The following is a 13071-nucleotide window of genomic DNA, read 5'->3' as shown; positions in this document are numbered from 1 at the left end:
AGAGTACGTCTGGAGGCGATGACCAATGACCAGGTCGATCGGTGCTTCGCTGGCGGTGGGTGTGCTGGCGGTGGGTGTGCTGACCACGGCGTGCGGTGCGCGCACGACGAACACCAGCGCGGATTCCGCCGCCACCAGCGGTTCCACGAGTTCGCCGACCACCAGTGGGAGTTCGCCCGCGAGCAGCGCCTCCGGTGGCGGTGACACCAAGTCCAGTGGTCCAGCCAAGTGCACGACCGCCGACCTGAAGGTCACGCTCGGGCAGGGCGATGCCGGGGCCGGGCACGCCTTCACCCCGATCGTGTTCACCAACACCAGCGGCAAGGACTGCACCATCACGGGATATCCCGGCGTGTCCTTCGTGACCGGTGACAACGGCTCGCAGGTCGGCGACCCGGCCACCCGCGTGCAGTCCGGTGGCGCCACCGTGACCCTGGCCCCCGGCAAGCAGACCTCCGCCGACCTGAGCCGCACCAACGTGGGCCTGTACGACCCCGCGCAGTGCGCTCCGACCGAGGTGCGCGGGTTGCGCGTCTACCCGCCGGACAACACCGCTGCCGTTTTTGTCCCGCTGGACGGCCAGGCCTGTTCCAAGACGGTCCCGAACCAGACCCCGTTGACCATCAAGGCAGTGGGCCAGTAGTCGTCTAGGGTCTGGCGATGACCACACGCGCCAGATCCGTGAAGATCACCGCCATCGCCGTCCTCGCCGGCCTGCTCGCCGGCGGGGCCGTGGCGGTCGGGTCCCAGCAGACCCCTGACACCCCGGGCTTCGGGCGCCAGCCCGCGAACCTCGGTCAGGTCAAGAACGACGTCAAGGCCTACTACGGGGACAGCGTGGACGCCTCCGGCCACCACCACGCCGCCGACTCCAGCGAGTGGGCCCGGCAGGCCGCCCGCGCCGTCGCCGAGGGGCAGTCCTACCTGGCCAGGCGGCTGTCCCAGCGGGTGCACAACCCCGCCATCGTGCTCGACGTGGACGACACCTCCGAGCTGACCTACGGGTGGGAGGCCGACCACGACTTCGGCTACAACGCCGCTGCCGCCGAGCAGGCCATCGACAACGGCGAGTTCCCCGCGATCCAGCCCACCCTGAAGCTGGCCAACTGGGCCGCCCAGCACGGGGTGAAGGTCTACTTCCTCACCGGCCGCCCGGAGCACCAGCGCGCCGCCACGCTGAAGGACCTCGCCAACGAGGGCTACCCCGCCCCTGCCGGTGCCTTCCTCAAGCCCGAGGCCGGTGGGGCCGTGCCCGGGTACCTGACCTGCGCGCCGACCTGCACCACCACGCAGTACAAGTCGCTGACCCGGCAGCACATCGAGTCGCTCGGCGACACCGTGGTGCTCAACCTCGGAGACCAGTTCAGCGATCTTGACGGCGGCCACGCCGAGCGCCCGGTCAAGCTGCCCAACCCCATGTACTACCTGCCCTGAAATCTGCCCTTGACAGGTCTTGACCTGCGCAAACGCCTCCCGCCCCGACGAGTTGTCCACAGGCACCCCAGTTGTCCACAGGTGTGCCGTTCCGGGCAGTTCGCGGGGCGGGAGGCGGTAGACTTGAGTTGGGGACGCCCCCCGGAGAGGGTGGGGGGCTGACTGGGGTCAGAAGGCCAGCAACCGCTCCAGGATGAAGGTGCGCAGGGCGTCGAGCTCGGTGTCCACGGCCACGTCCACGGTGGGCGCCTCGGGATCGCGGGAGAGGCGCCGGTCGACCACGGTGGCGCCGCGCGAGGGGCCGAGCGAGCACTCCACGTCCAGCGGGTAGCCCTGGGTGTGCAGGATGCCGGGCCGGATGGCCTCGGCCAGGGCCACGGCGTCGTGCAGCACGAGCCCGTCCCAGCCGAGCGAACGCTGGTAGGACGCGCGATAGCTGGGGGTCAGCACGTTCAGCGCGCGGGCGACGGCCCCGCCGGTGTCGAGCCGGTCCAGCCAGGCCGCGTCCACGGCGCAGCGCCGGGTCAGGTCCACCGGCACGAGCGTGGCGGGCACGTCCTCCTCGACGAGCACGCGGCGGGCGGCCTCGGGGTCGCTCCAGATGTTGAACTCGGCGGCCGAGGTGGTGTTGCCCCCGTCCAGCCCGCCGCCCATGATCACCAGCCGGGCGATGCGGGGCTTGAGCTCGGGGTGGGTGGCCAGCAGCAGGGCGATGTTGGTCAGCGGGCCGATCGGGGCGATGACCACCGGCTCGGCGGCTGCCCGCAGCAGGTCGGCCATCAGCTCGACGGCGCCGAGTTCGTGCACGTCGCGGCTGGGTTCGGGCAGGGTGTGCGCCAGCCCGGACAGGCCGTCCTCGCCGTGCACCCGGAACGCGCTGTACGGCTGGGGGTGCACCAGCGGCCGGTCGGCGCCCGCGGCCACCGGCACCTCGCCGCGCCCGCACAACTCCAGCAGGCGCAGCGCGTTGGCGGTGGTGTGGGCCAGCGGGACGTTGCCGAACACCGTGGTCACCGCGAGCAGGTCGACCTCGGGGCTGGCCGCGGCGAGGGCGATCGCGAAGGCGTCGTCGATACCCGGATCGGTGTCGATGATCAGAGGGGCCATACGGTGACCCTATGACGAGCATGTGGGGCGCTTCGCTGGCTTCCCGTCGGAGGGCGCGGCGCCGGGACCCGCAACAGGTCAGGTTCCTGACACTGGCCTCGCTGCGCTGGGTGCTCCGGCACCGCGCCTACACGCCCTGGTACCTGGTCCGGTACTGGCGGCTGCTGCGCTTCCGGCTGGCCAACCCGCACGTGGTGCTGCGCGGCATGGTCTTCCTGGGGCGCAACGTGGAACTGCACTGCCGTCCCGGCTACGGGCGGCTGGAGGTCGGCCGCTGGGTGCACATCGGGGACGGCAACTCCATCCGCTGCCACGAGGGCTCGCTGCGCATCGGCGACAAGGCGGTGTTCGGCAAGGACAACACCGTCAACTGCTACCTGGACATCGAGCTGGGCGCGGCCACGCTGGTCGCCGACTGGGTCTACATCTGCGACTTCGACCACGTGGTGTCCGACATCACCCTGCCGATCAAGGACCAGGGCATCGTCAAGTCCCCGGTCCGCATCGGGCCGGACTGTTGGCTGGGCGCCAAGACCACGGTGCTGCGCGGTACGCGCATGGGCCGCGGCTGCGTGCTCGGTGCGCACGCGGTGGCCCGCGGCGAGATCCCGGACTACTCGATCGCGGTCGGCACCCCGGCCCGCGTCGTGCGCGACCGCCGCGCCGACTACGAGGCCGACGCCGAGCGCCGCGCCGCGGTCGCCGACATGGCCCGCAAGGCCGAGGAGGCGCTGAAGCAGTCCCTGACCGAGGGCTGAACGGCGCTACGGCGCACCCGGAGCGGAAATACGCCGTACGGGAAGCGCCGACACACCGCTCACGAAGCGCCGACACGCGGGGTTCCTGCGCGTGTCGGCGCTTCCGGTAGCGCGTGTCGGCGCCAGCGGTACGGCGTAATTCGGTTGCGGCAGCGGCGTGTCGCCGCTACTGGAAGGCGTTGCCGGTGGCGATCTTGGGGCGGCCCAGCGGAGCGTGCTCGCGCACCTCGGCGGCGGCGTAGACGGCCGCGGTGCCCTCGGCGATGCGGCCCCAGTCGAAGTCGGTGCCCAGCCTGGCCTTCGCGGCGCGGGCCCGGCGCTGCGCGGCGGCCGGGTCCGCCAGCACCCCGCGCACGGCGGCGGTCAGCCCGTCCACGTCCCCGGGCGCGAACGAGGACCCCGTCCTGCCGTCCACGACGACCTCGCCCAGACCGCCCGCAGTGGAGGCCACCAGTGGGGTGCCCGCGGCGGCGGCCTCCAGCGCGACGATGCCGAACGGCTCGTACCTGCTGGGCAGCACCACGGCGTCGGCGGCGGCCAGCGTGGCGGCCAGCTCGCGGTCGGACAGGTGACCCGCGAACTCCACGGCGCGCAGCACGCGATGCTTGCGGGCCTGGTCGGCCAGCCACTCGGCGTGACTGCCGGTACCGGCCACGACCAGCCGCGCGCCGGGGTGGCTGCGCCGGATCCTGGGCAGTGCGCCGATCAGGTCCTGGACGCCCTTCTCCCACTCCAGGCGCCCGAAGAACAGCAGCAGCGGCGCGTCGGGGCTGCCGTGCCGCTCACGGGCCTGCGCGACCTCGGCGGGGCGCACCCGCCAGCGCCGCGGCTCGATCCCGTTGTGCAGCACGGTGACGGTGTCCGGGTCCACGTCGAACAGGTGGGCCACCTCGGCGCGCATCGCCGCGGAGCAGGTGATCAGGTGGTCGGCGCGGTTGGCCAGCCACCACTCCACCGAGTGCACCTGCTGGTTGAGCGGCTGGGACAGCCAGCCGCTGTGCCTGCCCGCCTCGGTGGCGTGCACGGTGGCCACCAGCGGCACGCCCGCCGCCTCGGCCAGCGCCACGGCTGGATGGGTGACCAGCCAGTCGTGGGCGTGCACGACCTCGGGCCGCCAGTCCGCCACCAGTTCGCGCCCGGCGCGGATCATGGCGTGCCCCATGGCCAGGGTCCAGGCCACCAGGTCGCGCTCGAACACCAGGTGCGGCGGGTCCTCGGCGACGCGGATCACCCGCACCCCCTCCGACAGCACGTCGGTGGTGGGGTGCGTACTCGCGTCGCTGCCGGTGGGCTGGCGGCACAGCACGGCGACCTCGTGGCCCTGCTCCGCGAGCTTGCGGGCGAGCGCGTGCACGTGTCGGCCAAGCCCGCCGACCACGACCGGTGGGTACTCCCACGAGAGCATCAGGATGCGCATGACCGGACGATCCTCGCACGCCCGGCCGCGCGCCTACTCACCGGTAGCCTCCTCGGCCGGGCGGCCGGACCAGTGCAGGGGAGCGCCCACGCCGGTGGCCCAGGTCGTGCCGGATCGTCCGCGGCGAGGACGCGAGCGGCCAGCTCACCCGGTCAGCGGCACCCGTCGAGCGTCCAGAGCTCCGAACGGGCCGTCCTCCGACCGCAGGTCGCGGGCGATGTCGGCGGCCTTGGCCCGATCACCCGAATTGATCAGGTCGACCAGGTGGGAGAAGCGCGCGGTGTGCGTCGACGCCCGGTGCCTGGCGTAGTCGGCGGCCGAGTCCTTGGTGACCATGAACGCCCAGTCGCTGGACAGTGCCAGCAGCGCCTCGCGCACCAACTGGTCGGCCACCGGGTCGCGCACCTCGCTGGGCCGCAGCGTGGCCAGCAGGGTGCGCTGCAACTCGGTGTTGGACCGCACCAGGTCGGCGACCTGCTCCCCGTCCCAGACCCGCCAGTCCTTGCCGGAACCCCAGGAGGAGGCGGGCAGGTCGACCGGCTCGCCCACGTGACCGGCCTCCAGCGCGCCACGCAGCGTGGTGACCCGCACCCCGGCCTCGGGCAAGGCGGTCAGCACGGCGTCCAGCCACGCGGGGCCCTCGTGCCACCAGTGCCCGAACAACTCGGTGTCGTAGGCCGCGACGACCAGACCCGGCTTGCCGTCCCGCTCGCGCAGCGACCTCAGCCTCCGCACCACCGTGTCCACGAAGTCGGCGGCGTGGCGTCGCACCGCCTCGGCAGCCAACTCCGGTTCGTACGGCCGTTTCTGCTCCGGCGGCACGCTGCGTCCGGTCACCGCGGAGGGCTTGAGCCCGGACGGGTGGTCGAACGTGTGGAAGTCGCGGTACACGGCGTCACCGGGGTACCCGGCCTTCGGCGACCAGACCCGGTACGTCACTTCGAGATCGCGGCCGAAGCACAGCACCTCGCTGTCGCCGACCGGGCGGGCCGCCGCCGTGTCCCCGTGCAGCGCGGGACCGTCCACGAGGAAGCGCTGCACGCCCGCGGCCGCGTAATCCCGTTCCATGCCAGGGGAATAGCCGCACTCCGGGGCCCAGATGCCCGCGGGCCGCCGACCGATCCGCGAGGCCGTGTCCGCCAGGCCGGTGTCCAGGGCGAAGGCGCGGACCCGCTGGTCCAGCAGCGGCTGGAACGGGTGCGTCGCCGGGCCGCCGAGCAGTTCGATCACGCCCGAGTCCACCAGCGGGCGCAGTACCGGGGAGAAGCCGTGCCGCCAACGGGTTTCGAACTCGTGCAGTGCCCACGCCGACTGGCGGTGCTCGGCGGCGGCCAACTCGCGCAGCCGTGGATCCGAGCGCTGCCAACGGGTTGCCGCGTAGTGGGCGCGCAGCTGCCAGTTGCCGATCCAGTCGTGCACCCCGCGCAGGCAGTACGGGTCGTCCAGTTGCGCCGCGAGCACCGGGGTGACGCCCAGGGTCAGCACGTCCTCACGACCCTGTTCGGCGTAGCGGCGCAGCAGGTCGACCACCGGCAGGTAGGAGTGCGCCCACGCCTGGTACAGCCATTCCTCGCCGACCGGCCAGGAACCGTGGTGCGCCAGCCAGGGCAGGTGGCTGTGCACCACCAGGCAGAACGTGCCCTCCCGGGTCACGGCTTCACCGCCACGGCCACCAGGTCCAGGCTCGCGTCCACGTCCTGCTCGCTGATCTCGAAGTCCTCGCTGGTCACCGAGCTCACCGCCGCCAGCAGTTCGGCGCTCCACGGCGCGCCGGACACCGCCACCTCCACCTGGGCGTCGATGATCGAACCGCCCAGCCGCGCATCCAGTTCGCGCAGCGCCGGGCCGTGTCCGAGTCCGGCGAGCAGCTGCACGGTGAATCCCGCGTCCCGCAGCAGACCGTCCAATTCGGACCCGGACAACTCCCTGGTGTGGAACGGGTTCAGCGGGGTGTCCCGGCCGGGAGAGAAGGTGATCCGGTTCGGCGTGGTCACGATCAGCCTGCCGCCGGGGCGCAGCACGCGCAGGCACTCCAGCAGGAAGCCCTCCTGGTCCCATAGGTGCTCGATCACCTGGAGGTTGGCCACCACGTCCACCGAGGAGTCGGCCAGCGGCAGGCACGCCAGGTTGCCGCGCAGCACGTCCAGCCGCGGGTAGGCGCGGCCCACGTGCGCCGCCGTCAGCTCGTCGTAGTCCAGCGCGATGACCCGCGCCGCCACCCCCGCCAGCAGGTCCGCGCCGTACCCCTCGCCACAGCCCGCCTCCAGCACCACCGCGCCCGCGCAGTGCTCGGCCAGCGCTAGATATGCCGCCTCGTGTCGCCTGAACCAGTAGTTCTCGACCTCGATACCGGGCACCGTGCGCTCCCCGGTGAGCGGCAGCCCTGCCGTCTGACCTGCGTCAACCTGCAAGATGGTCCACTCCCTGCTGCTGCCGACACCACGACGCCCGCCACGCTACCGGTGCGTATTACGAGTCGAAACGGTATCGGAAGGGGGTGGGAGTCCCCAGCCCAGCGTCCCCGCGCGGTTGCCACCCGTCATGAAGGTGCCCTTCGCGGCATTGGGTGTCGCGAAGGGCACTTTCGGGGCATGGCCGGGGTGGGGTGGGGCGTCGGTGGGTGCTCGCCCGCCGCGAAGGTGCCTTTCGCGGCGTTGGGTGTCGCGAAGGGCACCTTCAGGGCATCGAGGCGAGGCAGGGTGGCGCCGTGGACCTCGCTGGCAACGCCACGAAGGTGCCCTTTGGGACGTTGAACGTCCTCAACGGCACCTTCATGACATGGCTGGGGTGGGGCGTCGGCGGGTGCTCGTCCGCCGTGAAGGTGGCCTTGGGGGCGTTCAACGCAGCGAACGGCACCTTCATGGCACCTGGTGCTGAGCCGCCACCCCACCTCAGCACGCCCCAAAGGTGCCCTTCACGACGGTGAACGTCCTAGAAGGCACCTTCGGGGCACTGCCGAGACCCGCTGCGAAAGGACCATTCGCTGCGTTGGGTGCAGTGAAAGGCACCTTCATGGCACCCCGGGCACGGCCTCACCGGGGCCGGTACGGGTCGTACGGATCGGATTCGCCGGAGATCGCGGCGTCGACCAGTCCTTCGACGAAGCCGGCGAGATCGTCGGCCACGGCGCGGAATCCCCGAGCCGGTGCCGTGTCGGCGAGGTAGACGCCGTTGTCGATCCGCGCCGAGGGCAGCACCAGGACCGGCGCCCCGCTGGGCAGCGGCACCACGTAGAGCACGCCACCCCCGTTGCACGCCACGGCCATCACCTCGAAGGTCTCCCCGCGCGAGCGCACGTAGCGCGGGTCGCCGACCCGGTGCACGTCGGCGATCCAGCTGGCCGGCCCGAGGAAGTAGCCGTTCCACAGGTCGGTCAGCACCACCTCGTGCACGGCGGCGAAGAAGTCGGCCACGTCGGCGGGCAGGTCCGCGCCGAACTGCGCCCGCAGTTCGCGGATACCCTCCCGGGCGCCCTCCAGCACCACGGAGTTCTCGCCGCCGCGATTCCGGGTGATTCCGCGCGGTATGGCCGAGCGCAGCAGGTCGATGCTCTCGTCCACGGTCACGCCAATTTCGTGGCCGCCGCTACCAGCTGGTACCCGCCCATCCTCGACACGAAGCGGTTCATCGCTGTTCTCCTCGGTCCGGGGAATCCTGGTGTTGTGACGATAACAACACGGGAAGTCGGGAAGAACAGTCGGAACTTAAGGCTGAACGGGACCTCATAACACTTAAGGGCGCTATTCCCATTCCCAGTGGATGCGGAAGACCCCGGCGGGCACGTCGGTGAGCACGGCGCGGGCCACCCCGTCCGGGCTGATCGCCACCGGCCGCGAGCTCAGCCGCACGCCCTCGATCGTCTCCGACACGGCCGCGCAGCGCGCGGGCAGCGCCTCCGGGTGGAACTCGACCTCCACCAGGTAGCTGCGCAGCAGCGAGGGGAAGCGCCGCTCGACCATCCGGGCGGGGGCGCCACCGGGCTGGTAGTGCAGCTCGTACTCGAAGATCGTGCGCTCGCCCTTGTCCAGCACGCTGTCCAGCCACAGCTCGACGACCATCACGCGGGTCGCCTCGTCCTGGCGCACCCGGCCCAGCCGCGCCCCGCTCACCGGGATCAGCTCGGGCAGCGCCGCGGTGCCGCTGTCGTCCCGGTAGACCAGCAGCGTGCGCTCCACGTTGTCGGTGATCGCCTCCACCGCGGTGATCACCCGGCAGTGCTGCTCGGCACCGGTGGCGTCCAGCCGGAACCGCTCGTGGAAGGCGAGCGTCCTTCGCCGGGTCGAGGGCTGCCCGACCTGCGCGATCACGTGGTCCACGTCCTCGCCGACATCGCCCCACAGCGCGTTGAACGGCACGTCCCGCTCCGGCTTGCCCCGGCCCTTGCGCACCCGCTCCACCAGCTGGGCGCGCAGCGAGTCCGGCGGCACCTCCAGGATCTGCTCCAGCGCCGTGAGCGCGGCGAGCGACTCGGGCCGCTCGGGCCTGCTGCGGCCGCGCGACCAGTAGCTCAGCGTGGCCGTGCTCAGCGTGAACCCGCGCTCGCCCAGCCGGTGCGCGAGGCGGTCCAGGGTGAGTCCCCTGGCGAGGATCGCCGCGTGCAGCGCGGCGGCGAAGTCGGCGTCCTGGGCTGTCATCAGCCGGGATTATCGCCCGAACGGCGCCGCCGCGCTGCTCCGCGTCACGGGTGCTTGGTGACCTTCAGCACCACCGCGTCGTTCACCGCGACCGAGCTGCCCGCGGCCGGTTCCATGCCCACCACGGTCCAGTTCGCCGGGGCCAGCACCACCTTGGCGCTGGGGTCCACCGACCCGAAGCTCACGTTCTTCAGCCCGAGCTTGTGCAGCTTGTCCATGCTGACCTCGGCGTTCTGCCGGTTCACATCCGGCAGCGTCACCTTGGCCGGTGCCTGCCCGGGGGTGGTCACGGCCCCGCTCTTGGTCACCTTCAGCACCACGGCGTCCTCCGTCGAGATGGAGCTGCCCACCGCGGGCTCCACCCCGGCCACGGTCCAGTTGACCGGGGCGATCACGACCTTGGCGTTGGGGTCCACCGACTCCAGCTTGACGTTCTTCAGCCCGAGGTTGCGCAGGGTGGTCTGGGCGATGTCGGCGTTCTTGCCCTTGACGTCCGGCACCGCGACCTTCGCGGCCGGTTGTGCCGATGTGCCTCCGGGCTGCCCCCCGGGCTGCTGCGTGTCCAGTGGCTTGCAGGCCGCCCCCAGGGCCAGCGGAAGTGCGATGACCAGGGCTGCGGCGATGAATCGGCTGCGGCTCATAAACCCAGTGTGACAGCTTCATCACGCTACGGGGTAGGAATTGCGGGGCACTACCTAGTGATACCCGGATTGTTTAGTACTCCCGGTCACCGCAGAGTCGCCCACAGCGAACCTCCGCCGAGGGTCGCACCATCGCCGAATGGGGGCGCGATGAGCTCCGCCTTTGTGCTGTCGCTACCGGTCAGCGACCGCGACAGGGTCTTCCTGGACCAGCGGCTCGCCGAGCGGGAGGAGCTCGCGGTCGCACTGGCCTACGGGCCGTTCCACCGCGCACTGGACCTGTCCGTGCGCGCCTCCGGACTGACCCTGGAGCGGCTGCACGCCAAGCTCTCCGACCAGGGCGTCGCGGTCAGCATCGCCACGCTGAGCTACTGGCGGCGCGGGCTGAGCAGGCCGCAGCGCTGGGTGTCCATGCGGGCCGTGCAGGCCCTGGAACGGGTGCTCGACCTGGAGCCGAACGCGCTGATCGGGCTGCTGCGCAGCGGTGCGGCGCCCGCACAGCAGGTGAGCGCGCTGGCCGGGGCCGGTGACCGCGCCGCACGGCGGCTGATCGGCCCGCTGGAGGGCCAGTTGCAGCCGATCAGCGTGCGCCAGCGGTGCACTGTGGACGCCTCGGGTGTGGTGCGCTCGGTGACCTCGACCACGGTGTGCCAGGCACAGCAGGCCGGGGTGGACCGCACGGCCGTGGTGCTGGCGCGGGGCGACGGGCTGCGCGCGGTGCGCTGGTCGAGCCCGACCCAGCGGATCGGCCGGGTGCTGCGCGACGACGCGACCGGTGCGCTGGCCGTGGAACTGCTGCTGGACCGGCCGCTGAGCCGGGGCCAGACCTGCATGGTCGACTACGAGGTCGGCTTCGACAGCACCGGTCCGACCGAGCCGAGCTGGGGCATCTCGCTGCGGGCGCACTGCCGCGAGTACTGCCTGTCCGTGCGGTTCACCGGTGAGACCCCGCCCGCGGTGGTGCGCAGGACCTGGCTGTCCGCCCCCGGCGGCTCCCCGGTGGACGTCACCGACCTGCCGGTGGACCGGGCCTCGGGCATCGCCCACTTCATCGACTTCGACCTGGCCCCCGGCGGCTACGGCATCCGCTGGGAGGTGGGCTGAGCCGCTCACCAGGTGGCGGTCAGCTGCTCGAACACCCGGCGGCCCAGCACCTCGCGCTGCGCCCCGCTCAGCCCCTGCACCAGCACCTCGCGCAGCAGCCCGGTGGCCAGCTCCACCCCGGCCGCCGTCTCGCGCGCGACCCGGGCGGCCAGCGCGGGGGTCAGCAGTCGCACGACCGTCTCGTCCCGCAGCCCGCTGACCGCGCTGAGCGGCTCCAGGGCCATCGGCCGGTCGGCCAGCGCCAGCAGCTCCAGCAGGCTGATCGTCCGCTTGGGCAGCTCGGCCAACTGCTGGCGCACGACCGCGCTCAGGCCCCACGGCAGCTCACCGCCCGCGGCGCCGAGCTGCACCAGGTGCAGCGGCACACCACCGGCCATGGCCAGCGCCCGCTCGCGCGCGAACGGCTGGCACTGCTCCAGCAACTGCTCGGCCTCGTGCTCGGCGAGCGGCCGGAGCTGCCTGCGCGCGAGCAGCCCCGCCCGGTGCAGCTCGGCCACGGTCGCCGCCAGCGCAGCGCCGTCGGGCGCCTCGGTGTCCCGGTAGGCCAGCACCACGCGCACGTGCCCCGGCGCCAGGTCGCGCAGCACGGAGTCGATCAGCACCACCCCGTCGGCCCCGGCCCACTGGAGGTCGTCCAGCAGCAGCACCACCCCGCGCGGCCCGGAGATGTTGAGCAGGAACCGGCGGGTCGCGGCGAACATCAGCCGCCTGCGCTGCTCACCCACCTCGCCCCAGCCCGCGGGCGCCAGCCCGACGATCTCCGGCAGCAGTTGGTCCAGCCGCTCGCAGCCGTTGAGCTGGCCCCGCAGCACCTGGGCCGGCGTGCGCCGGACGTAGTCGGCCAGCGCGCCGACCAGTGGCGCGTACGGGTCGCCGCCGAACTTCTGGCAGCCGCCCGCGAGCACCACGACCTCCTCCTCGGCGGCGATCGCCGCAGCCTCGGCCAGCAGCCGGGACTTGCCCAGCCCCACCTCGCCGACCAGTGCCAGCCCCGCTGACTCCGCGCCGAGCACGTGCCTGCGCAGCAGGGCCACTTCCTCCTCGCGGCCGACGAGCAGGTCGCGGCGGGCCACGGCGGTGGTCGGGCCCTCACCGGGGCCGGTGCGGCAGGACCGCCGCGCCGCCGCCGACAGCTCCTCGTAACCGGCGGCGTTGAGCACCAGCCCGGCGGCGAGCCGCTCCATGGTGAGCATTCTCGGGCGACCGGTGCCCCGTTCTAGGTTGCCGATGCCCCGCGCACTCAGGCCGCTGCGCTCGGCGAGTTCCTCCTGGGTCAGCCCGGCTGCCGCGCGCAACCGCGCCAGCACCGACCCGAAGTCCTGATCGTCGCTGTTCCCGACTCGTCCCACAGGGGCTATTGTTTAGTGAAGTCCCCGTTCCTGTCTAATTGCTGATACGTCAAGCGACGATAGTAGGGGTCTTTTTCAGAGTTAAGTTCACTTCCGGTCGTTTTTCCAGCGATCGTGCCTGGAAAACAGTGTTGAAAACCTGTGGACTCCTTTGCACGTTCCCTGCGAGAGGAGACCTCATGTTCGGTCGACGCAAGTTCGCCGCACTGGTTGTCACCGGCGCCGCTGCCGCAGCCCTGCTCGGTGGCTCGGTGGGCACCGCTGCCGCGGCGCCTGCCGACGACACCATCGTGGACGTCACCAGCGCGAACTACCAGCAGATCGTCGAGCTGTCCAAGTCCAAGCCGGTGGTGCTGGACTTCACCGCCTCCTGGTGCCACTGGTGCCAGGTGGAGAAGCCCTACCTGCAGAAGTTCCACGACGCCGACAAGGGCAAGTGGGTCTGGGCCAAGGTCGATGTGGACCAGAACAAGGAGCTGTCCAACAAGTACAACGTGGACGGCATCCCGGACCTGATCGAGCTCAAGGGCGGCCAGGAGGTCGGCAGCCGGTTCCAGGGCTTCGACAAGGACCAGGCGGACAACCTCCGCGACTGGCTCAACGGCCTGTAGTCCACACGTCGAACCG

General features: G+C 71.7%; 13 protein-coding genes. 5 read left to right on the top strand and 8 right to left on the bottom strand.

Annotated features, from left to right (window positions below; translation table 11 throughout):
- Window positions 1-25: 25 nt before the first annotated feature.
- Both KALB_RS36800 and KALB_RS36795 read left to right on the top strand, forming a co-directional pair.
- Window positions 26-643 carry a DUF4232 domain-containing protein gene (locus tag KALB_RS36800; protein ID WP_025360682.1) on the top strand — a complete coding sequence of 206 codons (618 nt, stop codon included), beginning with the start codon at window positions 26-28 and terminating at the stop codon, window positions 641-643.
- A 17-nt stretch (window positions 644-660) separates the two neighbouring features.
- Window positions 661-1434, top strand: a complete 774-nt coding sequence (locus KALB_RS36795) for an HAD family acid phosphatase (RefSeq protein ID WP_025360681.1) — start codon at window positions 661-663, stop codon at window positions 1432-1434.
- A gap of 168 nt (window positions 1435-1602) precedes the next feature.
- Here KALB_RS36795 and KALB_RS36790 read toward each other — a convergent pair whose 3' ends face one another.
- Window positions 1603-2541 carry a nucleoside hydrolase gene (locus KALB_RS36790; RefSeq protein ID WP_025360680.1) on the bottom strand — a complete coding sequence of 313 codons (939 nt, stop codon included), beginning with the start codon at window positions 2539-2541 and terminating at the stop codon, window positions 1603-1605.
- Between the two features lie 11 nt (window positions 2542-2552).
- Between KALB_RS36790 and KALB_RS36785 the strand changes: the two genes are divergently transcribed.
- Entirely contained in the window at window positions 2553-3299 is a 747-nt protein-coding gene (locus tag KALB_RS36785; RefSeq protein ID WP_025360679.1) for an acyltransferase, read from the top strand.
- 166 nt (window positions 3300-3465) lie between these two features.
- On the opposite strand, the gene KALB_RS36780 is transcribed toward KALB_RS36785, so the two are convergent.
- The 6 genes from KALB_RS36780 to KALB_RS36750 all read right to left on the bottom strand — a co-directional run bounded on the left by KALB_RS36780 (window position 3466) and on the right by KALB_RS36750 (window position 9991).
- Window positions 3466-4716 carry a glycosyltransferase family 4 protein gene (locus KALB_RS36780; protein WP_025360678.1) on the bottom strand — a complete coding sequence of 417 codons (1251 nt, stop codon included), beginning with the start codon at window positions 4714-4716 and terminating at the stop codon, window positions 3466-3468.
- Window positions 4717-4860: 144 nt separating this feature from the next.
- Complete coding sequence (locus KALB_RS36775) at window positions 4861-6369, bottom strand: 1,4-alpha-glucan branching protein domain-containing protein (protein WP_025360677.1); 1509 nt, start codon at window positions 6367-6369, stop codon at window positions 4861-4863.
- The gene (locus tag KALB_RS36770) at window positions 6366-7127 is read right to left on the bottom strand and encodes a class I SAM-dependent methyltransferase (protein WP_030111912.1); all 762 of its coding nucleotides are present in this window, start codon (window positions 7125-7127) and stop codon (window positions 6366-6368) included. The genes KALB_RS36775 and KALB_RS36770 overlap by 4 nt, the downstream gene beginning before the upstream one ends.
- Window positions 7128-7748: 621 nt before the next feature.
- Window positions 7749-8282, bottom strand: coding sequence for a hypothetical protein (locus tag KALB_RS36760; RefSeq protein WP_025360674.1), 534 nt, complete (start codon window positions 8280-8282; stop codon window positions 7749-7751).
- A gap of 174 nt (window positions 8283-8456) precedes the next feature.
- On the bottom strand, window positions 8457-9350 hold the full coding sequence (locus tag KALB_RS36755) for a helix-turn-helix domain-containing protein (protein ID WP_025360673.1): 894 nt from the start codon (window positions 9348-9350) through the stop codon (window positions 8457-8459).
- Window positions 9351-9394: 44 nt separating this feature from the next.
- Window positions 9395-9991, bottom strand: a complete 597-nt coding sequence (locus KALB_RS36750) for a PASTA domain-containing protein (protein ID WP_025360672.1) — start codon at window positions 9989-9991, stop codon at window positions 9395-9397.
- Between the two features lie 150 nt (window positions 9992-10141).
- Here KALB_RS36750 and KALB_RS36745 point away from each other — a divergent pair, with 150 nt between their 5' ends.
- A complete protein-coding gene (locus tag KALB_RS36745) occupies window positions 10142-11095 on the top strand; it encodes a hypothetical protein (protein WP_148309796.1) in 954 nt (317 codons plus the stop codon).
- A gap of 5 nt (window positions 11096-11100) precedes the next feature.
- Here KALB_RS36745 and KALB_RS44595 read toward each other — a convergent pair whose 3' ends face one another.
- Window positions 11101-12444, bottom strand: a complete 1344-nt coding sequence (locus KALB_RS44595; protein ID WP_025360670.1) for an AAA family ATPase — start codon at window positions 12442-12444, stop codon at window positions 11101-11103.
- A gap of 179 nt (window positions 12445-12623) precedes the next feature.
- Between KALB_RS44595 and KALB_RS36735 the strand changes: the two genes are divergently transcribed.
- Window positions 12624-13055 (top strand): thioredoxin family protein, encoded by a 432-nt coding sequence (locus KALB_RS36735; RefSeq protein WP_025360669.1) that lies wholly within the window; start codon window positions 12624-12626, stop codon window positions 13053-13055.
- The last annotated feature ends 16 nt before the right edge of the window (window positions 13056-13071 follow it).

Origin of the sequence: Kutzneria viridogrisea DSM 43870 (assembly GCF_000525635.1) — a bacterium.
Lineage (GTDB): Bacteria > Actinomycetota > Actinomycetes > Mycobacteriales > Pseudonocardiaceae > Kutzneria > Kutzneria viridogrisea.
Note: the sequence above shows the minus strand (reverse complement) of the source record. Positions and strands in the feature narration are given on the sequence as shown.

Excerpts from the sequence above, each read along its gene's own strand:
- KALB_RS36800 (WP_025360682.1), top strand. The coding sequence starts at position 26 with ATGACCAGGTCGATCGGTGCTTCGCTGGCGGTGGGTGTGCTGGCGGTG.
- KALB_RS36795 (WP_025360681.1), top strand. The coding sequence starts at position 661 with ATGACCACACGCGCCAGATCCGTGAAGATCACCGCCATCGCCGTCCTC.
- KALB_RS36790 (WP_025360680.1), bottom strand. The coding sequence starts at position 2,541 with ATGGCCCCTCTGATCATCGACACCGATCCGGGTATCGACGACGCCTTC.
- KALB_RS36785 (WP_025360679.1), top strand. The coding sequence starts at position 2,553 with ATGACGAGCATGTGGGGCGCTTCGCTGGCTTCCCGTCGGAGGGCGCGG.
- KALB_RS36780 (WP_025360678.1), bottom strand. The coding sequence starts at position 4,716 with ATGCGCATCCTGATGCTCTCGTGGGAGTACCCACCGGTCGTGGTCGGC.
- KALB_RS36755 (WP_025360673.1), bottom strand. The coding sequence starts at position 9,350 with ATGACAGCCCAGGACGCCGACTTCGCCGCCGCGCTGCACGCGGCGATC.
- KALB_RS36750 (WP_025360672.1), bottom strand. The coding sequence starts at position 9,991 with ATGAGCCGCAGCCGATTCATCGCCGCAGCCCTGGTCATCGCACTTCCG.
- KALB_RS36745 (WP_148309796.1), top strand. The coding sequence starts at position 10,142 with ATGAGCTCCGCCTTTGTGCTGTCGCTACCGGTCAGCGACCGCGACAGG.
- KALB_RS36735 (WP_025360669.1), top strand. The coding sequence starts at position 12,624 with ATGTTCGGTCGACGCAAGTTCGCCGCACTGGTTGTCACCGGCGCCGCT.